This is a genomic window from Microcoleus sp. B3-D7, from assembly GCF_036705305.1.
Taxonomy (GTDB): Bacteria; Cyanobacteriota; Cyanobacteriia; order Cyanobacteriales; family Microcoleaceae; genus Microcoleus.
Genome location: NZ_JAUBUE010000010.1, coordinates 37272 through 60795, shown reverse-complemented (window position 1 = coordinate 60795; position 23524 = coordinate 37272). Strand labels below are relative to the sequence as shown.

At 45.6% G+C, this 23524-nt stretch carries 20 protein-coding genes; 9 read left to right on the top strand and 11 right to left on the bottom strand.

Features of this window, described 5'->3' with window-relative positions:
• Nucleotides 1-64: 64 nt before the first annotated feature.
• Nucleotides 65-1933: a PAS domain-containing sensor histidine kinase gene (locus QUB25_RS10060; RefSeq protein ID WP_333183094.1), complete on the bottom strand. Its 1869-nt coding sequence runs from the start codon at nucleotides 1931-1933 to the stop codon at nucleotides 65-67.
• A 398-nt stretch (nucleotides 1934-2331) separates the two neighbouring features.
• Between QUB25_RS10060 and QUB25_RS10055 the strand changes: the two genes are divergently transcribed.
• Nucleotides 2332-3051: a response regulator transcription factor gene (locus QUB25_RS10055; protein WP_333057024.1), complete on the top strand. Its 720-nt coding sequence runs from the start codon at nucleotides 2332-2334 to the stop codon at nucleotides 3049-3051.
• Between the two features lie 439 nt (nucleotides 3052-3490).
• Nucleotides 3491-5143, top strand: coding sequence for an alpha-amylase family glycosyl hydrolase (locus tag QUB25_RS10050; protein ID WP_333183093.1), 1653 nt, complete (start codon nucleotides 3491-3493; stop codon nucleotides 5141-5143).
• Nucleotides 5144-5515: 372 nt separating this feature from the next.
• Here the strand turns inward: QUB25_RS10050 and QUB25_RS10045 are convergent, their stop codons facing one another.
• Nucleotides 5516-8167 (bottom strand): EAL domain-containing protein, encoded by a 2652-nt coding sequence (locus QUB25_RS10045; protein WP_445251941.1) that lies wholly within the window; start codon nucleotides 8165-8167, stop codon nucleotides 5516-5518.
• Between the two features lie 402 nt (nucleotides 8168-8569).
• Nucleotides 8570-9337, bottom strand: coding sequence for a DUF2267 domain-containing protein (locus QUB25_RS10040; protein ID WP_333042021.1), 768 nt, complete (start codon nucleotides 9335-9337; stop codon nucleotides 8570-8572).
• A gap of 546 nt (nucleotides 9338-9883) precedes the next feature.
• On the opposite strand from QUB25_RS10040, the gene QUB25_RS10035 reads away from it, so the two are divergent.
• The gene (locus tag QUB25_RS10035; RefSeq protein ID WP_333183089.1) at nucleotides 9884-10342 is read left to right on the top strand and encodes a response regulator; all 459 of its coding nucleotides are present in this window, start codon (nucleotides 9884-9886) and stop codon (nucleotides 10340-10342) included.
• Here the strand turns inward: QUB25_RS10035 and QUB25_RS10030 are convergent.
• The 5 genes from QUB25_RS10030 to QUB25_RS10010 form a co-directional block, all read right to left on the bottom strand.
• Nucleotides 10296-10727: a DUF2294 domain-containing protein gene (locus tag QUB25_RS10030; protein WP_333183088.1), complete on the bottom strand. Its 432-nt coding sequence runs from the start codon at nucleotides 10725-10727 to the stop codon at nucleotides 10296-10298. The genes QUB25_RS10035 and QUB25_RS10030 overlap by 47 nt on opposite strands.
• A 108-nt stretch (nucleotides 10728-10835) precedes the next feature.
• Complete coding sequence (locus tag QUB25_RS10025) at nucleotides 10836-11213, bottom strand: BON domain-containing protein (protein ID WP_333042016.1); 378 nt, start codon at nucleotides 11211-11213, stop codon at nucleotides 10836-10838.
• Between the two features lie 264 nt (nucleotides 11214-11477).
• Nucleotides 11478-11684: a hypothetical protein gene (locus QUB25_RS10020; protein WP_333183086.1), complete on the bottom strand. Its 207-nt coding sequence runs from the start codon at nucleotides 11682-11684 to the stop codon at nucleotides 11478-11480.
• Nucleotides 11685-11975: 291 nt separating this feature from the next.
• Nucleotides 11976-12380, bottom strand: a complete 405-nt coding sequence (locus QUB25_RS10015; RefSeq protein ID WP_333183229.1) for an alpha-amylase family glycosyl hydrolase — start codon at nucleotides 12378-12380, stop codon at nucleotides 11976-11978.
• 6 nt (nucleotides 12381-12386) lie between these two features.
• A complete protein-coding gene (locus tag QUB25_RS10010) occupies nucleotides 12387-12818 on the bottom strand; it encodes a hypothetical protein (RefSeq protein ID WP_333183085.1) in 432 nt (143 codons plus the stop codon).
• 840 nt (nucleotides 12819-13658) lie between these two features.
• Here QUB25_RS10010 and QUB25_RS10005 point away from each other — a divergent pair.
• Nucleotides 13659-13907 (top strand): hypothetical protein, encoded by a 249-nt coding sequence (locus QUB25_RS10005; RefSeq protein WP_333064000.1) that lies wholly within the window; start codon nucleotides 13659-13661, stop codon nucleotides 13905-13907.
• A 161-nt stretch (nucleotides 13908-14068) separates the two neighbouring features.
• Here the strand turns inward: QUB25_RS10005 and QUB25_RS10000 are convergent, their stop codons facing one another.
• Entirely contained in the window at nucleotides 14069-14914 is an 846-nt protein-coding gene (locus QUB25_RS10000; RefSeq protein ID WP_333064001.1) for a cyanophycinase, read from the bottom strand.
• Between the two features lie 343 nt (nucleotides 14915-15257).
• Nucleotides 15258-15455, bottom strand: a complete 198-nt coding sequence (locus QUB25_RS09995; RefSeq protein WP_015175364.1) for a hypothetical protein — start codon at nucleotides 15453-15455, stop codon at nucleotides 15258-15260.
• 366 nt (nucleotides 15456-15821) lie between these two features.
• Here QUB25_RS09995 and QUB25_RS09990 point away from each other — a divergent pair, with 366 nt between their 5' ends.
• From QUB25_RS09990 to coaBC, 5 genes are all read left to right on the top strand, one after another.
• Complete coding sequence (locus QUB25_RS09990; RefSeq protein WP_333064002.1) at nucleotides 15822-17732, top strand: ATP-binding protein; 1911 nt, start codon at nucleotides 15822-15824, stop codon at nucleotides 17730-17732.
• A gap of 374 nt (nucleotides 17733-18106) precedes the next feature.
• The gene (locus tag QUB25_RS09985; RefSeq protein WP_333183082.1) at nucleotides 18107-20194 is read left to right on the top strand and encodes a CHASE domain-containing protein; all 2088 of its coding nucleotides are present in this window, start codon (nucleotides 18107-18109) and stop codon (nucleotides 20192-20194) included.
• A gap of 510 nt (nucleotides 20195-20704) precedes the next feature.
• On the top strand, nucleotides 20705-21328 hold the full coding sequence (locus QUB25_RS09980) for an alpha/beta hydrolase (RefSeq protein WP_333043033.1): 624 nt from the start codon (nucleotides 20705-20707) through the stop codon (nucleotides 21326-21328).
• Between the two features lie 45 nt (nucleotides 21329-21373).
• Nucleotides 21374-21586, top strand: coding sequence for a protein IsiD (gene isiD, locus QUB25_RS09975; RefSeq protein WP_006632739.1), 213 nt, complete (start codon nucleotides 21374-21376; stop codon nucleotides 21584-21586).
• A gap of 144 nt (nucleotides 21587-21730) precedes the next feature.
• Nucleotides 21731-22930 carry a bifunctional phosphopantothenoylcysteine decarboxylase/phosphopantothenate--cysteine ligase CoaBC gene (gene coaBC / locus QUB25_RS09970; RefSeq protein ID WP_333183080.1) on the top strand — a complete coding sequence of 400 codons (1200 nt, stop codon included), beginning with the start codon at nucleotides 21731-21733 and terminating at the stop codon, nucleotides 22928-22930.
• Nucleotides 22931-22946: 16 nt separating this feature from the next.
• Here the strand turns inward: coaBC and QUB25_RS09965 are convergent, their stop codons facing one another.
• Nucleotides 22947-23342: a transcriptional regulator gene (locus QUB25_RS09965; RefSeq protein WP_333043036.1), complete on the bottom strand. Its 396-nt coding sequence runs from the start codon at nucleotides 23340-23342 to the stop codon at nucleotides 22947-22949.
• Nucleotides 23343-23524: the final 182 nt, after the last annotated feature.

Sequence of the window (23524 nt, the reverse complement as noted above, 5' to 3'; positions counted from 1 at the left end):
GGGCGAAAGTTTTTGTATGAGCAGTTAAAATCGGCTCTTCTGAGAAATATAAAAAGGTTTTCAGTCAGCCAGTGAGTGTTTTAGGGTAAACTTTTCGCGGGAATTCCATCCGAAATATCGAACCTTTTTTGAGTTGACTTTCGGCAGTAATTGTACCGTCGATCATCTTGACTAAAGAAGCACAAAGAGCTAGTCCTAAACCGGTGCCTGGATAGTAGCGAGTTGTGGTTTGGTCGCCTTGGTGAAACTTGTCGAAAATGTGGGGAAGATACTTTTCACAGATGCCGATTCCTGTATCCCGAACGGTGATAATTAACCGATCGCAATTTAATTCCCGCACCTCAATGTAAATGCTCCCCTCATGCGTGAATTTAACCGCGTTGGAAACGAGATTCACCAAAATTTGCCGCAGGCGCAACTTGTCATTAACTATCAACTGCTCCTGCAAACAGACGCTGACTGCCATTGCCACGTTCTTATCGGTGGCTTGATTTCCGAATTCCCGGGCGACATCCATTACTAAATGCCCTAAATGAAATTTTTCAATTTTTAATTCAGTGCGGCCACTCTCGATTTTGGAGAGGTCGAGGATATCGTTAATTAGCAGTAGCAGATTTTTGCCGTTATGTAAAATGCGCCCCACCATTTCTGTTTGCTGGGGGGTCAGCAGTTGTTTGTGCTGGCGCAGCAGCAATTGGGAAAAGCCGATAATCGAATTCATGGGAGTTCGCAATTCGTGGGACATAATGCCCAAAAATTGCGATTTTAACTTCGCTGCTTCTAGCAGTTGCAATTTTTGCTGTTGAATGCGTCGCCCCTGCTTTTCCAGTTCTTCTTGCTGGCGAATTAGCAGCTCGTTTTGCAAGTCTAAAAGCTGTTCCTGCTTTTTTAATTTTTCGATCGCCAGCGCGTTGTTAATCGCGATCGCAGCTTGTTTTCCCATCACCGCCAGCAGTTGCTGAGTATGCCTGTCAATCGCCCTGCTGTCTTTGCCGTTGCCGATGGCCAACACACCCAAACGCCCGCTTGGCGCCGACTCGATCGCCGCAGCACAGGCCGCCGCCGGCAGCAAGCCGTCGCTCGACTCCGACCGCAACAGTACAGACTCTCCCGTCGCAAATGCTTTCCACAGCAGCTTGTTTTGCACGTGCGGGGTTGTGCCCTCACCAAAGTTTTCTGTGCCCCCGACAGCGCTGACTTTCAGGCCGCTGCAATCGTACTCCAGGAGAGCAACTAGGCAAAATTCCGCTCCTGCGATCGCCTCTACAGTCGCATCCGCAATGCCTTGCAACAACTGGCACAAGCTACCCGCGCGCTGGCTTAACAGATTTGTAAATCGATCAATCGCGTGCAACTCGTGTTCCGCGTCCCATACCGTCCGGCCTTCACACCAATTTTTTGCTGTAAAATTGTTTTTCGAGGGCACTTGAGCGGGCAAAAATTCTGGTTCTGCTTGGGGTGCGGCTGGAGTTTTTTGGATGGCGTCGATTTCGGTGTAGGTTCCCGCCCACTCCAAAACTTCCTGACTGTCTAGATTAGCGGGCGTTCCTCTGGCCAGGTTCCAGCGGTAAATGCCCTCTCGCGTCCGCAGACGAAATATAATTTCGTAACTTGGCGGCGAGAACTTAGAAGTGTTCGATCTCGCCAATAGACGAGGACGGTCTTCTGGGTGGACCTGCGCCAGATAGCCGAAACCCAAAGCTGCTGCTGCTGGTACGCCGGTGTACTCCTCCCAGCGCTGACAGAAATAAGTCGCCCAGCCGTCGGCATTTGTTTTCCAAACTATGTGAGGAATTGCCGACCACAGGCGATTCTCCTGAGTTTTGCAATCGCCAACTTGCGGTTGGGGGGAGGTTATTTCAGATACTTTGTCTAAGATTTCAGAGTCGGAAAACTCCAACGCAAAAGACTTATTGCCGTCATACTGAGTCATAACAGGTTATATAAATAAGCATTGGACTTGAGCCCTAACACCGGCTAAAGACTCGTGCTGCTAGCTTTATTGATTTTGACGAGCCAACTGCATCAAAATTTTTTATACTTTAAATTTATCTGGGTAGTGATATCTTTACCTCTATCAACGGGCGGACACTGAGATAATTCAGTTAAAATGTTGACACATTGAGAGCTTACCTGTCCCGAGGAAGGCTCGTGCAGGCATCGCCGCAAAATAACTTAAAAATTAACTTGCATTCTTGGCGGCTGCATGAGTATGCTTAAAAATGATGTGCAGCCTGTAAAACCATAAATCAGGACACATTCTCAAATTTACTCAGTTTAGCTGAGTCAGTTGACGATATTTTAAAAGTTTAGCGGGCTATTGGAAGAAAGATGAGTAAAATTCGCGTTGCTTTGGTAGAAGACCATGACCTGACAAGAGTCGGCATTCGCACAGCTTTACAACAGCGTGACACTATAGAAGTTGTCGGCGATGCAGCTAACGCTACAGAGGGATTGAAACTGCTTCAGTCTTCAAAACCTGACGTGGCAATTGTAGATATTGGGTTGCCGGATTTTGATGGCATTGAACTTACACAAAAGTTCAAAAAATCGGTAGCGGAGTCCGATCCCGATACAAAAATTTTGATTCTGACTTTTCAGGACAATGAAGAAGAAGTTCTGGCAGCTTTTGCGGCTGGAGCTGACTCTTACTGCATGAAAGATATTAGCTTCGATCAGTTATTAGATGTAGTAAAAGTAACTCACGAAGGTAATTCTTGGATCGATCCGGCGATCGCCCGTATCGTCCTGAAACAAGCTCGTACTCAGGAACCTGCGCCGGAAGAACCGAAGGCTGAGGGCAAAAGAGTCACAATTAAGGCTGCTGAACCTGAGTTTAGTCACATCATTGAGACTTACCCTTTAACGGAACGGGAATTAGAGGTTTTGGAACTGATCGTGCAGGGTTACAGCAATGCTGCAATCGCCGAAAAGCTCTACATTACTGTCGGTACAGTCAAGACTCACGTCCGCAATATTTTGAACAAGTTGTGTGCTGATGACCGCACTCAGGCTGCCGTTCTCGCCCTGCGTTCTGGCTTGGTTGGATGAAGCCTTATCATCAGGCAAAATCAAGTTAAAAGTAGGGTGCGCTAGGCGCACCTTACGACCACTGATTTAGGGTGTGCACTGCACACCGACTGACTAATTGTTTATTATTAAAAAAAGCCAAACTTTAAATCCGCATCTATCCCTGTACAGATATTTTATTTAAATTTTTGAAAAGTAAATCTATCTTGAGATAGATGATAAAAAACTATCATATTACTAATACTTATTGTTGAGCGATCCCCAGTTAGATAAATTTCGCTCGCACTGCCAATATTGCGCGAGATCAATTCAGAAAAGGCGCAGGCAGAGGCAAGAATAACATACTTTTAGGAATACTTAAGCCTTAAAAAAATTATATCCGCAGAGCGATGCTGAGTTCGCTTAAAGTTGCGAAATTAAAAGTATCAACTGCTACTGAAATATTTTAGAAAGAGGTATTATGGCCGCCCCAATTGAATTCAAGTTATTTGCTCCCTATAACAAAGGAGCTGCCTTGATTGGCTCTTTTTCTAATTGGGAAGAGATTCCGATGGAAAAGGACGAAGAGGGTTATTTCCGCACGCGAGTTGAGTTGGAGGATGGCGTTTATCAATACAAATTTCGCGTTCAGTCGAAAAGCTGGTTTCTGGAAGCGGATCAGTGGGTAGATATAGTCGATCCCTACGCGACTGATATCGACGATCCTACTCAAAACGGCCTTGTTCGGATCAAAGATGGCGATCGGATTGTCGATACCTATGTTTGGAAACACGACGATAAACCGCTACCGGCCGATCGGGAATTAGTGATTTATGAAATGCACGTTGCTGACTTTTCCGGTGGCGAAGCCGATCCCCTCGCCCGCGGCAAGTACAAGCACGTCGTCGAAAAACTCGATTACCTAGTCGAACTCGGCATCAACGCGATCGAACTCATGCCCCTCAAAGAATACCCAGGCGACTACAGTTGGGGCTACAACCCCCGCTACTTCTTCGCTGCCGAGTCCAGCTACGGAACCACAGAAGAACTCAAAAACCTGATAGACGAGTGTCACGGGCGCGGTATTCGCATCATCATGGACGGGATTTACAACCACTCGGAATCATCGAGCCCCCTCACTCAAATCGATCACGATTATTGGTACCACCACGAACCCCGCGATCCCGACAACAATTGGGGCCCAGAATTTAACTACGAATTCTACGACGAAAATTTAGGCACTTTCCCGGCGCGCAGATTTGCTGGCGATACAGTCCGCTTCTGGATTCAAGAATATCATCTCGACGGCATTCGTTTCGACGCGGCCCGACAAATTGCTAACTACGATTTTATGCACTGGGTAGTTCAAGAAGCCAAAAATGCCGCCGGCCCCAAACCGTTTTATACCGTTGCCGAATACATTCCCGACGAGCCCAGCATCACGAATCTAGACGGGCCGATGGACGGCTGCTGGCACGACAGTTTCTATCACTCCATAATTCCACAACTGTGCGGGGACAATTTTGATTTAGAACGGCTCAAAGAGGTAATCGACTGCAAGCGGCAAGGTTACTTGGGTGCTACGAATGTAGTCAATTATTTGAGTAATCACGATCACGATCGCGTTTTTGCCGAATTGGGCGATCGCGGAATTTTGGATGAAGCCGCCTTCAAGCGGGCAAAGTTGGGAACCGTGCTGTTAATGACAGCAGTTGGCGTGCCGCTGATTTGGATGGGCGAAGAATTTGGTGAATACAAAGGCAAAACAATTGAGCAATCTAAAATTGACTGGACGCTGCTAGGAAATGACCTGAATAAAGGTTTGTGGGAATACTATAAAGGCTTGATTCACCTGCGTAAAAATAACCAAGCACTTTACACAGAAAACATTGAATTTTTCCACGAAGACCCCGACTCGAAAGTTTTTGCTTACACTCGCTGGAACGATGAAGGTTCGAGAGTTGTAGTAGTGGCGAATATGTCGGAAAATTATCTGGCAGGTTACAGCGTTCCCCACTTCCCTGCCAACGGAACTTGGCACGAATGGACGGGGAATTATGATATTGAATCTGGCGATCATAATATTATGATTGACTTGCCGGAATACGAAGCGAAAGTGTTTGTTTGGCAGTAAGCTGTTAGGCATTGAAAGCACTCATTCCCCATTCAAAGATATGAGGACTGAAGTTCTTGCTACCAACCCGAAAAAAAATGTTGGTAGTAATACCAATTTAATGTGAATTTGCACATATCTCGATCCCCCTAAATCCCCCTTAAGAAGACCCACTTTGAGCGAAATCTTGTCCCCCCCTCCGGCGGGGGGCTAGGGGGAATCTGATTCTACGGGGCCTCATAAAAAATTGGTATAAGAACTTGAGTTTTTTCTTAATTCCCCCAAAGTCCGAGAACGGATGTCCTGACTACAAACTTATAAGGGTTATTTGACAGGTTCCGAGCCCATTCACAACTCAAAACAGAAACTCTTTTTTGTTCCGCTTCCTGATTGTTAATTTAAATTACTTATTTTCTTCCCAGAGTGATTTTCTAAGCACAATTGGGTTATAGCCGCCGCCGGTATTGGTTTGCTAAAGAAGTAACCCTGACCCATATCGCACTTATGCGAGTGCAAAAACGCCAACTGTTCTGCTGTTTCCACTCCCTCAGCAATCACCTGTAAATTCAGGCCCTGTCCCAAGGCGATCGCCAGTTTCACAATAGTAGCACCGTTGCTGCCGGTCACCAAATCTGCCACGAAGGATTTGTCTATTTTTAAATTATTGAGCGGAAAGTTTTTCAGAGACCATAGCGAAGAATAACCGGTGCCAAAATCGTCCAGAGAAATGTGAATTCCCATGTCCTGCAACTGCTGCAATACCGACACCGTAAAGCTCACATCTGTCATGGCAATGCTCTCGGTAATTTCTATTTCTAAATATTCGGGATTTAACTTAGTTTCTGATAAAATTTCAGCGATGGTTTGTACCGTGTGAGGTTGCAGAAACTGGCGGGCTGATAAATTCACCGCTATCCGCATCGGCGGCAATCCCAGTAACTGCCACGCTCGATTTTGCAAGCAAGCAGTCCGCATCACCCATTCGTCAATTTGGCAGATTAATCCTGTTTCCTCAGCTAAGGGAATAAATCGATCGGGAGAAATCAAACCGCGTTCGGGATGCTCCCAGCGAATCAGAGCTTCCATGCCGACTATTTTGCCAGTATTTAAATTAATTTGCGGTTGATAGTACAGGACAAACTCAGATTTTTTTAGAGCTTTGTAAAGATGATTTTCTAAGTTAAGATCCTCGGATACTTTACTGCCGATCGCCTGCGTGTAAAACTGATAATTATTGCGACCTTTTTGTTTAGCTTTGTACATCGCAGCATCAGCATTTTTCAGCAAAGTTTCTGCATCTTCTCCGTCGTAAGGAGCCAAAGCAATTCCCAAGCTAGCCTTAATATAAAGTTCCAGACCCTCAAAATCAAAAGGGCCGCTTAAACTCTGGATAATTAGCTGGCAAATCTTAGTTGCTTCCTCCGGGCTGTTGATATTGTACAGCAGCACAGTAAATTCATCTCCGCCCCAACGAGCCATCGAATCACCCACGCGCAAACAGTTAGTCAAACGCCGAGATACACTTTGCAGCAACAAATCGCCCACGGGATGACCGAGAGTATCGTTAACATTTTTAAATCTATCTAAATCTAGAAAGATTACCGCCAGCATTTCTCCATTTTGGTGAGCGCTAGCTAAAGCTAAAGACAGCCTTTCATTAAACAGTAATCTATTAGGTAAACCGGTTAATGGGTCGTGAGAAGCTTGGTGTCGGATCATCGCCTCGACGCGCCTCTGCATTGCAGCCATGTACAGGTGAGTTCCTAAAGATTGTGCTAGCTTCTGTTCCTCGCTAGTCCATTTTTGAGCTTCGCCTGTTTTGATTTCTTTCCAAGCTGCAAAGGACTGTCGGGGACGATCGTTCCGGGCGTCCGAACTGCAACGGCCAGCCCACAAAATTTCGGTTTTTATGGGGCTGCGAAAAACGGTGAGACAGCCGATGCACTGTTGGCGGTATTGCAGCGGTACTGCCAAAAATGATCGAATGGAAGCTGCGAATAAATTTGCAGATACAGATTTGAGTTGAGGTTCTTTAGAAATATCGGAAATCGCGTACAAGTGCGGTACGAGAAAACTGGAAATATTGGTGTCAATTGAACTGTAATGCTGGGAATAGAGATTTTCAAACATACCTAATTGGCTGGTATGATTAGCAGTTTGTGCTGGATCGTCTTGGTTTGCCCTCCCCATAATCTGCTGCCAAAATGGGCTGAGTTCAAGGTCGATGTCCGCGGGCTGCTGGCCACAGGTATAAAGCAAAGCAGGTCTATCGCCAAACTCGGCTGCAATGTAGAGTCGCCCTCCTGAACCACGCAAATGCTTGACAGTTTGTTCGAGAACTGCTTTCCGAATTTCGTTTAGTTCCAGAGGAGAATGCAGCAAACTGGTAATTTGGTTGATAACGGCTTCGTCACGCGCTTGCTGTCTAGCTTGACTCAGCAGAAAAGATTGGGCGATCGCAATTGAAAGTTGATCTACAAGCAACTGCACCATTTTCAATTCTCGATCGCTAAACCGTTTCGGTTGGCTGTGATGAGACACCAACAGCCCCCAAAGGTGATTTTGATGCAAAATCGGCACCGTCAGAGAAGAACGTGCCCCCATAGCCTTCAGATATTCAGCGTGACAGGGGTCTACAGGACGATAGCTAATATCTTCAACTGCTAAAGTTTTGCCGGTTTCGGGACAATCTAACCGATTAATTGTTTGATGCTGCAATTCCACATCTACAATCACTCGCTGCCGCGCTTTGAGAAACATTTCCCGAGCACTATTGGGAATGTCGCCTGGTGGAAAGCGCAAACCCAGCATAGAGGGCAATTTGTCGCCGTTGATGGACTCAGCAATAACCTCACCACTACCATCGGCCTCAAAGCGATAAACTTTTACTCGATCGCTCTCTAAAAAGCTGCGGATTTCTAGGGCAGTTGTCGTCAAAATCTCTTGTAGTTCTAAAGAGTTGCGGATGCGATTGGTAATTCGATTGAGTAAAATTTCTTGTTCTAAAGTCGATCGTGACATTTGTCTAAGTTTTGTGCGGGCCATGCCTTTTGATCTCCCGGGCTGTTGACAGCATTTTTGCGAGCCACAGTCTTAACTTGCCCTGTATTATACATTACAACACTTTCGCTCCGTCTTGGGGCTTGACCCAACCCAAGAGTGAGAAACTCGGTTTCTGGGAATATTTCGGCTTTTTCGACAAATTTCGGTGATCGACCGGGTTTTTCACAGCACTTACAAGGCAAGGAAAGAGCGATCTGACAAGTAGTGAGGCCGAAAGTCCGATCGAGTTTGATCGGGACTCAAGTCCTCACTACAAAGCAATTGCAGAGCTACAAAACAAAAGGTATAGAGAAACCGGGTTGACCACCCAGTATTGTGTCCTCTGGAGGGAGAATACTGGTTGGTCAACCCGGCTGGTAAGTATTTATACCTTAAAAGGTATCGTTAAGCCGACTCCCAAATTCCCCGAATTCTGTCCGGCAAAAAGCCAGCTATTTCCTGAATTCGCTCCTCGGACAGCTCATCCTTCGTTGCCGAAAATACAGCGGCGATCGCAGTTTCCGGTTTTACTCCTGAAGGAAGTGAGCCTTCTAGTTCCACCCTCCGTGCAAACAAATTGCCATCGATCCCCGCAGGTGCAGGCGGGCCGGTCAAAGGCTGACGTATCCGGCTGAGCAATCCCACCAGCGGATTGGTATCTTTCCAGAGGTCTGCTATTTCTTGTTGCAGGGTTTTGTCATCCGTAGGCAAAACTTCTTTGTGCAATTCAGATTCCACGTGCTCGATAGCGTCTTTTGTCATCACGTCGCGCATGACCCGGTACACTACTTCGGTAATGTCGCGGGCATCAAAAATATCCTCCAAGTGACCGTTTACCATCACTTTTTCCAAAAACGGCATATCCTTTGAAGCGATAGGAACTGCCGATCCTTCTTGGTGGAGCGAGCTCGGAGGATTCGTCTCCATTTTGTGTAACAGTTTGCGGCCTTTTTCTGTTAACTCAGCTCCTCCATAAGGCTCGTCACTAACCTGAGCTTTGATAAATTCCCTTTGGTTGAGGTAGTCGAAATGACCGCGCAATTCCGCTTCCGCCACCTGGTGACCGACATATTCTTCCGCTGCATTCCTAATTTCCGACTCTCCCCTGCCGTTGCCGCTGCCAATCTTTTTGAGCAAAATGTAAGTCAGGTCGTCTCTGATTGGAATTGTCATTAAAACCTCCTAGGTTAATATCCGGTAAAGCTCATGTAAAAACTGAATTTTTTTACTGGCTTAAATTGTGATCATTACTACTTAAAAACATTGAAGTCTAAAGTAGAGTAATCAAGTATCTCTCAGCAGGTGGAAGTTAGGAAAATTAAGTGTCCGTTAGAATCTTCCTTTAGGTAGATCCCTGTATGGGAACCCATGTTTACTGTGGTTAATATCCTAAAAAGCTGTCGCCACTCTTCAATGCTATTAATCGAGGATGCTTTATTGGTAAGATTTTTCGTATTTCGTGCGTATTTTTACCAAGGCTGACGCACCAAAAGGGCCTCAGTTGGAAATTTGCGCTGAGAGAGGTAGAATTAAGCAGAGGCTATGGGGTTAATTAAAACTGCGGTCGTTTTGCCCGCAGCTCGTAGCGAGATTGTATCGGCTTAGACCAAAAACTGGTCATGGGAGAGCTACAAATACGAGCCAATCTGTTTCAAGTGCCGCAGCGCCACTTGAAGAATGCCTCGGGGACAAATTTTTTGATCGTTTCGACCGGCATTTATGAACTACCTTCAGTGGGACAATAAAGTGGAATCCTCGTCTTTCATTAGCAGTCAACCCCCGGTTGAGAAGCGTCCTTTAGTTTTGGCGGTAGACGACAATCCGGACAACTTAGAACTGCTGACACAAATACTCGATTTATTCGGCTGCGAGTGCGTGGGAGCAGTTGACGGGTACGCAGCTATTTCTGCCGCAGTCGATCGATCTCCCGACTTAATCGTACTCGACATTTGCCTGCCGGATATAGACGGTATGGAAGTAGTAAAGCGCGTCCAACAAAACCCCGAGATCAGACATATTCCGATTGTTGCTGTCACAGCACTAGCAAAACCAGAAGACCGCGCTCGAATTCTCGAAGCAGGCTGCGTGGAATACCTTTCCAAACCTTTTAACATCAAAGATTTAGAAACAGTTATTCGCCAGCACCTCGACTCTCCACTGGTTTTGGTTGAGTTTTAGATTTATAATTAGAATCACGAACTTGAGGTGCAGAGTCCAAAATTGCGATCGTTCCAGTGCGGCCTGTCTCCAAGGTCGCATCGCGGAGCAAATCAGTGACTCCCACGCCCAACACCTTTTGGATTAATTCTTTTAGTGGCAATTCCAGAACTGATTCTAATTGTGTTCGCACCTGCAAAGCCAAATCTTCCTGACCGTTCTGAGCCAGCAGTTTTTCGGGTTGAGTAAGCCCATTTTCGACAACAATTATCAATTTGTTATCCAAAAGATTGCAGAGCGCCTGACTCGTTGGGTGTCCGAGTTGAGAGCGGTACAAAGCTTGAATTCCCTGCGAAAGAGTCCGTTCTAATTTCCCCCGAGTAGGTTCTAAGGTTTCCCCTGTCATATTTTTTATTTAAACCATGATAGATAAAAAATACTGTTAGCAGTTAACAGTTAGCAGTTAAGTTAACAGTTAACTGCTAACTGCTAACTGTTAGAAATAACCGTCGCGTTATCCGACAGTAACTTCATTAGTTTCCACGCCAGTTGCACCCTTAACGCCTTTAGCAATTGTCACCAACTTGTTGACAATTTCCTGACTGGGAACTGTACCTTTGAGAACCACCGTAGTGCCAAGTTGAGCCACATAAACAGTCTCAATATCCGCAACATCAGGATTTGCATCGAAAGCCTGAGCAACCCGTTTAGCTAAACCGCTTTGATCGTATTCTCCGTTCAAGCCCATGCGTTCCGGCGGGATTGTCTGAGCGCTCGCAGCAGGTTGAGCTTGAGCTTGAGATTGAGCTACAGGTGCTTGGTAAGCAGGAGCGTCAACTGTTTCTTGATTTTCAAGTTTTTCTAAACCAAACAATCTTTTTAGCCAGCCCATAGAGTTTGTCCTCCGACAAAGTTTGTGTTAATTGACGTGTTAATTCACGGTTGGCAAGTCGCCCTGTAATTGTTATTCTCAATACCAGGAATTACGATCGCACTCTTGGATGCAGAAACAGAGTTTTTTACAAAAAAGTATCGTTACAGCCATCCACCTAGGTAGAAAAACCCAGTTTGTTGAGTTTGGTGCGCCCATCCTAAATACAATTTACTGTTGTACAACTACGCCGATCATCTGCCTGGAGACATAATTCTCCGGCTCTCAAACAAATACTTGCGCTGACCATTCCGGCAAATCAAACTTAAACCCTTCTTCCCCAACTTCTACTATTTTGTTATACATCCACTCGTGCCAACTTCCCCCAGCCGGAAACTTAGGAATACTGTTACCAGATAGATAAGCAGCCGAAAAATTAGCGACAACTACTGCTCGCGTTACCTCATCGCTCCAGCGGTAGTAAGCCAGCACTTTGGCTTCTGGATTTTAGTGGATAAATTCAATATTTTGGGTATAAAATGCCGCCAAATATTGCCGCCGAATCACGTGTTTGTAGTATTCCAATAACTCATGATTTGGCTAATTTTTTAACAAAGACGATTGCAGTTTATTCGGCTGGTTGGGAGTTTACCGAAGCAATGAGTTTGGGAAGTTCGGCAATGTGTTCTGCTATGTTATAAAATGGCTTGTCGCCGGCGTCTTTTTCGCTTCACGAGTTATCCAGTGTAGGAAATCTCGATTGTCCAACTGTCGCACAGCATCCTAGCGAATCCCGTCGATATGATATTCTTGAATCCAGAAATTAACGACATCGCCGATGAATTTCCAAGCGGGACAAATGCCGAGTTTTGGGTCGAAGTTTTCGTAGTTAAACTCCGGGCCCCAGTAGTTAGCGGGATCTTGGGGATAGTGTTTGTCGCGGTAGTACCAATAATTGCGATCGATTAGCAATAAGGGACATTCTTCATCGCAGTGGTTGTAAATCCCGTCCAGAATCACCCGAATGCCCCGTCCGTGGCACTCGTCAATCAATTGCTTCAAATCTGCGGTTGCACCGTAGCTGGACTCTACGGCAAAGAAATCGCGGACTTTGTAACCCCAGCTATAATCGCCCGGATATTCATTAACTGGCATTAGTTCGATCGCATTTATGCCCAAATCACACAGATAATCTCATTTCTCCCTCACCTGCTGGAATTTACCCCCACTGTCGGAACCATCCGGCCCGGAAAAATCAGCAACGTGCATTTCGTAAACGACTAATTCTTGATTATTGGGGAGTTCTTTGTCGTCGTCCTGCCAAAAATAGGTATCAATAATTCGCGCGCCTGCTTTGATGCGAACTGTACTTGTAGGAGTAGTGCGGTCAATTTCAGTGGCGTAGAGGTCATTGACTTCTACCCATTCGTGCGATTCAAAACAGGGAGTTTGCGACTGAACTCGGAATTTGTATTGATAAATACCGTCTTCTAACTTAATGTTAGTGCGGAAATAACCTTTGTCATCTTTTTCTAAGGGAATTTCCGCCCATTTGGAAAAAGAGCCGAGCAGTGTAGCTGCTTTGTTGTTCGCAGCGAAGAGTTTGAATTCAATTGCAGCGGCCATGAATACTTTGTTTGCAGAACTTATAACTGTGATTAGTATTGATTTTTACCATTTTGCAAATCTGTCGCCATCGTTCTTAAGAGTTAAACCTGTAAGTCTTATGTTGTAAGTTGCTTGGGGGCGCAGCCGGAGGGTTTAGTAGTGCGAGCCCTAGCGATTGAGTAAGGTGCGCCCCTAGGCACCCGGAAACCAGATTTTAATCAAAAATGTAGTTAAAGTAACTAAAAATTATTAAGTGCTATTTATGAAAAATAGTCCGGGCTGTTTTGATTTCGTAGTCTGAAACCCTAGATTTTCCGTTGGTAGCGAACTTGCCTTAGAGCCTTGAACCCTTATTCTACGGTTGGCTATCAAACACTGTCCGAAGTATTGTATGAAAAATAATTTAACTTTTGATAACTAGATAAATCGTGGTGAACATTTAAGATTTGTAACTAAAGAAACATTTTTTAGCGGACAGGAATAATACCGTAGAAAGATGTCATTTTATGCGGAAACAGCGAGGATCAGCGTGTAATTATAAGGCAAGGGAAACCAGAAACATGAATTCTTTATTCAACTGGGTTTTCCTGGGACTTTAAGCCAAGTTTGAGCCGAGAATAGCAATGATTATTTTTGCTTATGTCTTGGTAGCACTTGTTTTATAGTTTTTGAACGGCAAACTTTGTAGAACCAAAATCAGCTTTAACGACTGCTGCTACCTCAGTAATTGGTAATTGGTGAAAATCTCATTCGTCCCTGTTACCCGTTAGATATTCCGAGCAGTAGCTCTAAGGCTCTAAAAGTTTAATGTGGGATGTTGGCAAATTACCGTTACTGTAAAACTCTGGAGTGTTAAAAATGCTAAAACAAATGTGTTGGTTGCCCAGACTCGGAGGCAATGGAGAAAAGATATTGCACTTGCGTACCGATGCCCGTCAGGCGTGGCGCCCTTATACAGCTTTTCCGCAGTTTGCTGTATCCGACTACCGGGAACCGGGCGGTTCTAAGGGATGGGCAACTTATCAGAAGCTGAGAGTTCAAGGGTGGAATTTAATATCGACTGAAGAAGGGCAGCAGTCGATTTTTGGCGAACAGAAAAGTGCTTAAAAAATCTGAAACCGCAGCAATAAAAGAAGAGGTAAAATCCTCTTCTTTTTATTAGTTTTGGAGACAGCAACTGGGCTTTTAACCATCCTAGTTGGTAGAAGGGGTAAGGTGTAAATTGCTCACCCTACATAATTTTAAGAGGTTTGCCAGTTGCAAGTAAATTAGGCGGCCGCCGTTTCTCTCTCGGCTGTAGTTGCTACGTTATGGAGCACCGGCTGGCGAGTTCTCAAGTTAAACCGGTATCCGTGGGGGAGGATGTGCAACTTGGCGCCGCAAATCGCCAAAGCCTCATCCTTCAAAAGTCCATCTAGATTGTCGTGGAGTTTTTCCGACTCGTCGATGACAGTTACAGCGCTTTCGCCAATCACTTCCAACTCGTCACCGTTGACTAAAATAGCTGTATTTTCGTCAATACCAAATCCCAACACCGCAGGTTGCAGCAAGAGTGCCGAAACTAAGCGTCCCAGACGACCTCGCTGGGCGAAATGCTGGTCGATGACCACTCCTGGAAGGAAGCCCATTCCCGGGCCCATTGCTACCACATCAACGCGGGGATTTGTCTCCGAGTCTCCTTCAATAATCATCATGTCTGGCATCATTGCTGCGCCGGCACTGGTGCCGCCAATGATAATCCCTTCAGAGTAGCGTTTGTGCATTGCTGCGTCGAGTTTTGTGTCTTTCAAGCAGCTAATAATCCGCGCTTGATCTCCGCCGGTAAAGAATATGCCAGTGGCTTGTTCGATCGCTTCTAAATAATCTGGATTGTCGGCATCTTCGGGTCTTTGGGTGTCAACAACTCGCACATCTTCAGCGCCGAGTCGCTCAAACACTCGGATATAATTATCTCCTACTTCTCCCGGCAGGCTTGTGGCAGCCGTCATGACAACAATATGAGCTTTAGTGCCTCCGGCGCACCGCAAGAATTCCCGCAGAATTTTGCAGTCCCCCTCTTTGTCTTCGGCGCCACCAATAATTAGCAACTTCCCCTGAACTTCGTTGCTCGCCATATTATCTCCACTTTTAATTTATTAAATTTCACTAAAACACAAAATTCCTTTTTCCGAAAACTGCCCAAAGGTATATATAGATACAAAAAAATCTCCGACTTCTACCCCTCCAGGACGCACACAGCAAGGGTGATGTGGGTGTTTACTAATCCTCGATATCGACAAAACAAACTTACCCCCCCTAACAGGAGATAGGAGGGGTCAAGAAATGAGCTTAAACTACGGGGCCCACGCGCGCGCGGTGATCAATCCGGTTTCTGATCGGATTCTTCGCTAATCCTCCTCTGATTGCTCGTAGAAATCGGGTTGATGAGCGTAAGTCCTCAATTAGTCCGATCGCCGGTTAGTGCGATCGCTCGATCAAATTGCTCAATATGGTACTCGCCCGTTCTAAAGGTAGGTGTCTGGGTTTGCCGTTCCAGACAATCTGATATTCGTTGCTGTTTTGACCATCGCCGTAGCCAGAAATTAGCTTCCGGTGAAATGCTTCCTCAGCTAAGTGGTGAACTTTTTCCCTGAGAGCAGTTTGTGCGATTTTCATAATTTGCTGCCTCTTAAATTTTCTTTCACTGTCATAAACAATTATAACTACCCAGTGTACCTCTCAAAAGTTATAGCTTTTTTTCGGCAGGGGAAAAGAAGTAGTCATTAGTCATAAGTGCTTAGTTATCAATGCTTAGTCATCAATGCTTAGTCAGATGTTGAAGGAAGAAGGAATATTTTCCCACTCTCACCCTCTCCCCCTCTCCCCATTTCCCCTACTCTGCCACTCCCCCTATCGGGCAATACTGAAGGCAGAATTGGTCGGAGTATTTGTCTGACTGCTGGAATATCTATGCCCGCAGGTAGTATCCCATGCACTAACTATAAAGTTACCGTAAAAAATTAGCTCAAAGGAGGTTAGAAAATGCTGCAAGAAAAAAGCACCGAAACAGCCCGCGTTAATGCTCGAAAAACCGATATTTTCGATGTTTTTAACTTCAAACACTATATGGGGCCCAACCCTTATTTAGACACCGCGGCTTTGGTTTTTGATTTAGCGGTAACGGGCGCGAGCGAACCTTTACCGATCGCACATTACCAGAAAATTATTGGCGATCGCTACCCGCAACTACTGCACGAAAATTTCTCGAACCATGCCCAACTTTTCGGCCGTACCGCCTCAGAAGTAGCCAAACTCGACATGGGTTTACACTTCCAACACTGGAACATCAAGCCGTTTTCTCACTTTAACAGAATCAGCATAGAAGCACTTCACGCCCGCACCGCCCGAGCCGTAGTTTACGCAGTTTGGGATTGGTTTGAAGCCATCAATCAAAATCAAGACTTTCCCTTGGAAGCGCAAATGGGCGCGCTGCAAAATATGTTCCGGCAGTCAGTTTACGGAGGTCCGACAGTTTATTCGTTAATGCGAGCGGCATCCCAAAAAGGCATTCCCGCATTTTATTTGTGGGATGAAGGACTAATGCAATATGGGTACGGTAAAAAACTGGTTCGTGGCTCTGCAACTACCTTTGATTCTGACAGCCATTTAGACTCAGATTTTACCACCCGCAAAGACGATTGTAAAGCTTTTCTCGCTACATTAGGATTTCCTGTTCCCAAAGGCGATATCGTCTCCACAGAAAACGGAGCTCTGGCAGTTGCTAAAGAAATTGGCTACCCAGTTGCTATCAAACCAGTAGTCGGTCATAAAGGAATTGGCGTAACAGCAGATGTCCGGGAGGCCGAGGAATTGCAGGCGGCTTTTAAAAGAGCAGTTAAGGCCATTCCCGAAACAGACCCGGTACGAGTAATTGTGGAAAACAGCATCAAAGGATCGGATTTTAGGCTGCTGTGCGTTGACGGCAAATTTGTTTCTGCAACTGAACGCCGGCCGGCTTCGGTAACAGGTGATGGCGACTCAACAATTCGCGAATTGATCCGCCGTGAAAACCGCAAACCAGAACGTTTGGATACGCCAACTTCGGCGATGAGCAAAATTCAGTCCGACGAAGCGATGGAAATGTATCTGGAAGAACAAGGGCTGTCATTGGAGAGTGTGCTAAGTCGCGATCGCACTGTGTTTCTACGCAAAGTCGCTAATCTTTCCGCAGGCGGTGTCAGCATTGACGCTACCCGCACTATTCACCCGGATAACATTGTTTTGGCTCAAGATATCGCCCTACATTTTCGGTTAACTTGTTTGGGGATTGATGTGGTAACAGAAACTCTCGCCAAATCTTGGAAAACAGGTAATTTTGGGATTATCGAGATCAATGCCGCGCCGGGAATTTTTATGCACCTCAACCCCGCTGTCGGCGAAGGCGTTGATGTGCCTTCCCATATTATCGAAACTTTCTTTGACTCCGGAAAATCCGCCAGGATTCCGATTATTACTTTCAACAGAATTTCGGTACACGACCTACAAGAAACTATCGACCATATTCTGTTGCAGCATCCCGATTGGACAATCGGTGCTGTTTGTACCGGTGGACTTTTTGTTAACCGTTCTGAAAAAGTTTTGAATAAGAATTACCATCTGAACTTGCAAAGTTTGCTCCGGAATCCCAAGCTCGATTTGTTAATTGCTGAATATCCCGAAGATATTTTGGAAGCTGAGGGAATGTTTTATCGGGGCAGCAATATGGTGGTGCTGGACAATCCGGGAGAAACTGAGATGATGTTGGTCAGAGAAAGCACTGATGACGATACTGTTGTGGTGAGGGAAGGAAGTAGTATTTCTATTCGCCGCCAGGGATTGATCGAACAGTATACTCTGGGGGATGATGAACCGTTTACACGGGTTTATTTGAAGGAAATAGGGACTGTTTTGTAAGCTGTTCCAAAATTAAGTTGGCTTTGTAGGGTGGGTATTGATTACCCGCCCCACCAGATCAAGGTTTTTTCTCGTTCCCAAGTTCTTCCAGGGCAGGAACTTGGGAGCGCCCAGATGGGAACTGGCTTCGTTACACTTAGTTACAATTGGTTTCAATTCCTCAGTCGTGGATGCACTATTCGTGAAAACCCGGTTTCTTCCCAACTTCTAGTTACCACACCAATATTTTCGGAGAAATTGGGTTTCTCAAGGTAAGTTCTATTTCTGCGATCATAAGTTTTTAGACAATCTCGTTTCTGCGCTGTCCTTCGTGCTATCAAGGAATTTTACAAGTCTTTAAAAAATTGCACTTCGGTAGCAGAAGGTGTGGAAATATGAATTTTGCGAGCAACTGGTTTAATTCGCTGACCGAAAGTTTACTGTCGCATCGTCGTTACATTCCAGCAGCCTTGACTCTTTGCACAGGTACGAGTTTGTCATTGGCAGCCGCAGCAGTCGTGTGGGATTCGGAAAACGAACGAATGCAAGCTGAATTTCATCAGCAAGCCGATCGCCTGAATGTGGCATTGCAGCAAAGCATCAACAAAAATTTAGAATTTCTGTACTCACTTGAAGCATTCTACAGCGCATCTACTAAAGTTACCAGACAAGATTTTAAGCAATTCTCTCAACCTGCACTTGCCCGAAATGCTGCTATACATTCTGTTAACTGGATTCGGCGCGTGCCGGCTGCCCAAAAAGCAGCTTACGAACAAACAATTCGAGCCGAAGGTTTTCCGACATTTCAAATTTACGAGCGAACTCCTGACAAAAAGCAGGTCAAAGCAAAAGGGCGATCGGAATACTTTCCAATTATTTACAGAGAAGCACTAGAAGAAGATAACAAAGTGATCGGTTTTGATGTTGCCTCCAGCCCCGATCGCAAAGCAGCTTTAGAGAAATCGGTGAATACCGGGAAAATAGCGGCTTCCGCGCGGATTAGATTAGTCAGCAACAATCAACCGGGATTGCAAGTATTTCTACCAGTACGCCGCCGCACAAATTCTCCAGATAACTCGGTCAACGGACGCCAAAACCTAATGGGAGTTATTGCGGGTCTGTTTCAGATCACCAGTATGGTCGATTCCTCTTTAGAATCGCTAAATTTAGACAAGATTAATTTTTACCTCTATGACAACTCTGCTATAGAGAAAGAACGCTTTCTGGTGCGCTACGACTCACAAGATAAGCAGTTGATAGATAACCCAAAACACGAAAAGCCAGAGTTAGCTAATTTGCGGGGAAAAATCTGTCAATATCCGAGTGCTTGCACTCGCCTATTTAACGTAGCAGACCGCCAGTGGAAGCTGCTAGTTTTGCCTGGGAAGGGGTACCAGAGTATGAGGACGCATCAGGGTTCGCTGGCAATTGGTGCGATCGGGCTATTGATGACTGGCAGCTTGACGATTTACCTGTTGATGTCTCTAGAACGTACTGCAAAAGTAGAACAGCAAGTGTACGATCGCACAATTCAACTAAAAGAGCGCACCGCTGAACTAGAAACGGCACTAAAAAATTTGCAGGAAGCTCAATTTAAACTAATCCAAACTGAAAAAATGTCAAGCTTGGGGCAGTTGGTGGCGGGAGTTGCCCACGAAATTAACAATCCTGTCAACTTCATCTCTGGCAACCTGAGCCATACAGGCGCATATACTCGAGACTTGCTGGAACTTGTGGAAATATATCAGCAGCAATATCCCAACCCAACGCCCGAAGTGCAAGCGAAACTAAAAGATATTGATTTGGAGTTTATCAGTGAAGACTTGCCTAAAATCCTACAATCTATGAACATGGGAGCTGAACGGATCAGCAATATCGTGCTTTCTCTGCGGAATTTTTCGCGCTTGGATGAAGCTGAAATGAAGTCGGTTGACATTCACCAAGGCATTGACAGCACCTTGATGATTTTGGATAGTCGGCTGAAACCAAAAGCGGATTTTTCTGGTATTAAACTCATCAAAGAATATGGAAATTTGCCCTTAGTGGAGTGCTGGGCGGGACAATTGAATCAGGTATTTATGAATGTTTTGAGCAATGCTATTGATGTTTTATCTGATGCACAACATCAAAAAAAGCTCGAAAAAGACGCCTCGAATTCTGCATTTTTACCTACTATTAGGATTCGCACTGAACTTTTAAGTTCTAATTGTGTATGCGTGCGAATCGCTGACAATGGAACGGGCATGACGGAGAATGTCAAAAAACGTTTGTTTGATCCGTTTTTTACTACCAAACCTGTAGGCAAAGGTCCTGGCTTGGGATTGTCGATCTGCTATCACATAGTGGACAAACATCAAGGTTCGCTGAGGTGCGTATCGGCTCCCGGAGAGGGAACTGAATTCTTGATTGAGGTGCCGGTGCGGCAACAGTCTAAGCAGTCTGTTTCTAAGGTTTCACCTGCGGCAGGTGCCAGTTGGAATTAGCGGGAGAAATCTCGCTTCTAGCTGAGTCTTACTGGGAGCATCTCATATCAATTCCGGTTGCACCGTCCGTGATAGTTGACTGTTGACTGTAGACTGTAGAATGAGGGGTGGAAAAACTCAATGGTTGAGCCTTAAGTGTTGACTCGATTTTATTATTCCGATGCAACCGGAAACGATATCACTTTTGCAGCCAAGTTATAAATTGGAGTTGGGAGGCAGGAGCCAATAGCCAGGAGAAAAGAGTCAGAAGGAGGGAGCCAGAAGAAGTGTTTTTACAAATATGAGATGCTCCATAATTCCTGTTTAGAAAAGGTGAACTATCCGCACTCTACTTGGGAAAGGTGCGAGGTCGCACTCTACTTTTAACGGTTAACAGTCAACAGTCAACTATTATAGTTATTAGCAAGCGCGTGCTAATTGTGGAATATTGCCGAAAACAAATATCTGGGGTTTTACCCGTCGTGACAATTTATAATTGTAGCCAGACCAGATTACCAATTATTAACTACGATGTCTTTACAATCTATTAGCATTCCGCCCACAACGGATCGCAAACCTGTCGCTTTGATTGTCGCTTTGCATGGATGGGGTGCTAATGCTCGGGATTTGACTTCCTTAGCACCCTTTTTCAATTTGCCGGATTATCAGTTTGTATTTCCCGATGCCCCCTTTCCCCATCCCCAGGTAACGAGCGGCAAAGCGTGGTATAACCTTCAAAGCAAAGACGCTCAGGGATTGGTAGAAAGCCGGCAATTGCTGAGGGAATTTTTGCTCTCTTTGGAAAGCAGCACGGGCGTGCCTTTGTCTCGCACTATTTTAGGTGGCTTTTCTCAAGGCGGAGCGATGACTCTAGATGTGGGATTGACTTTGCCCCTAGCTGGTTTAATTTGTCTGAGCGGTTATTTACACCAGATTTCGCCAGTTGCGGGGAGTGTTTTGCCACCTGTTTTAATCGTACACGGTACTCAAGATACTATTGTGCCTGTTAGTGCTGCTGTGCGATCGCGCGAGAGTTTGACGGCTTGGGGAGCTGCGGTGCAGTATCGAGAATTTAAAATGGGACACGAGATTCTGCCGGAAGTTATAGAGGTAATGCGAAGTTTTGTTGTAGAAACTGTGTCGAAATCTGATTAAAGGTTTAGTATATAGTATGGCGGAAGTCTCGGGCAGGGGAAAAAAATGAAAACTTTAACCAAAGCATCGCGCGATATTGCTGTACTTACTTCTCAGGACGTGGCAGAATTGGCTGTCCGTTTGGAAGTTGACGATTATACAGATCCTTTTGAGGGATTGAATGATTGGCATTTGTTGCGATCGCTTGCTTTTCAGCGGCCGGAGCTGGTTGAACCTTATCTCCACCTTCTGGATATGGAAGCCTACGACGAAGCATAGACTGAAAAATCTAGCTCAAAATTTTCGACGGAATTGAGGAAGAAGTTAGCAGCATATTTTGTTGCGGATTAAACAGATGAATTAGGGATTTTAGCCTGTTTTTATCTTAATTTCTTTCTTGATTCTTTTTTATGAAAAAATGACATGAAAGGCAGACGAATTTTAATCGGCGTTAGTGGCGGGATTGCGGCTTACAAAGTTTGCGAAGTAGTTTCAACTTTAGCGAAAGCTGGAGCGGAAGTTAAAGTTATTCTTACTGATGCGGCAGGGGAGTTTGTAACGCCTTTGACTTTTGCTACTCTGTGCCGTCATCCTGCTTTTACTGACAAAGATTTTTGGCAACCAAGTCACGGCCGCCCCCTGCATATTCAACTGGGAGAATGGGCGGAAGTTTTTGTGATTGCTCCTTTGACAGCTAATACTTTGGCTAAGTTGGCGGGGGGTTTTGCTGATAATTTGCTGACTAATACTGTCTTAGCTTCTACTTGCCCTATTTTGCTGGCACCGGCGATGAATACGGATATGTGGGAACAGCCGGCGGTGCAGCGGAATTGGCGTGAAGTGTTGAGTTATCGGCGCTATCATGCTGCGAATCCGGGGGCGGGAATGCTTGCGTGCGATCGCGCGGGTGTCGGCCGCATGGCAGAACCTTATGAGATTTTGCCTCATATTGAATCGCTGTTGTATGCGAAGGGCGATCGAGATTTAGCGGGCATTCGGGTGTTGATCAGTGCGGGAGGAACGCGGGAACACCTCGATCCGGTGCGGTTTATCGGCAATCCTTCCAGTGGCAAAATGGGTATAGCTTTGGCGCAAGCTGCACAGCACCGGGGCGCGACTGTGACGCTGGTACACAGTATAACTGGCGAGTTGCCGCTCTCAGGTTTGCGGGCGATCGCAGTTACCAGTGCACAAGAAATGCGGCAGGCGATGCTGCAATGCTTTCACGATGCGGATTTGACCGTGATGGCTGCAGCGGTAGCGGATGTGAAACCTGCCGAGTACAGTAGTCAGAAATTGCCGAAGCGATCGCTCCCGAATTGTTTACCGTTGGCACCGGTAGCGGATATTGTGGCAGAGTTGGGAATTTTGAAACAGCCGCACCAAAAATTAATCGGGTTTGCAGCACAAACTGGGGATATTGTCAAGCCAGCTTTGGAGAAATTGCGGGCAAAGAAACTAGATGTAATTGCCGCAAACCCGATCGATCGAATAGGTGCAGGTTTCGGCAGCAATACCAATCAAGCCATATTAATTAATGCCGCCGGCAAGCAAGTAGAAATAGCACCTTGCAGCAAGCTAGAAATGGCTCACCGATTGTTAGATTTTGTGAGGGAAGGGTGAGGGCGCGATTTACTTATTAACTGGGATTAATTACTACTGGTTCGGGCGATAATCCTGATTCACCCAAATCCGTAGATTCCGAGTCAGCCGACAACTCAGTATCTGCGACTGTAATTTCTAGTTTAAATCCTAATGCTTCGAGCAATTCTACCAAACTATAGATTTCCGAACCTGCACTTTCAGCCAGCATCTTGTCGAGTTTTTCGTGATGCTGTTTTGCTGACTCCGAAAGAGCATTCATCCTGATTCGAGCCTCAATCACCTTTCGGATGGCATTTCTCAAAAGTGCGGGTTCAGGGTCTTTTTCTGCCAAAATAGCGCCGATAAAACCAGCAGCTTCTTCCAGCTCGTGGAGAGATTCAGTTAGGTACTCGCGGTAGCTATCACTTGTCGGTGCTTTCACATTTTTCATAATCTGTCCAGTATTCTATAGCTTGTCGAATGTTCTATTCTTAGGTGCTTTTATCCCCAGCTATGAGGATTACCGCAATAGTCAAGCCGACTTGTCCGAAGTAGACACGGTAGCCCGGGCCGTAATAAATTCTGAGTTCAAAAACTCATTGTCCCACTGACTTGAAATCTCCGAGATTACCT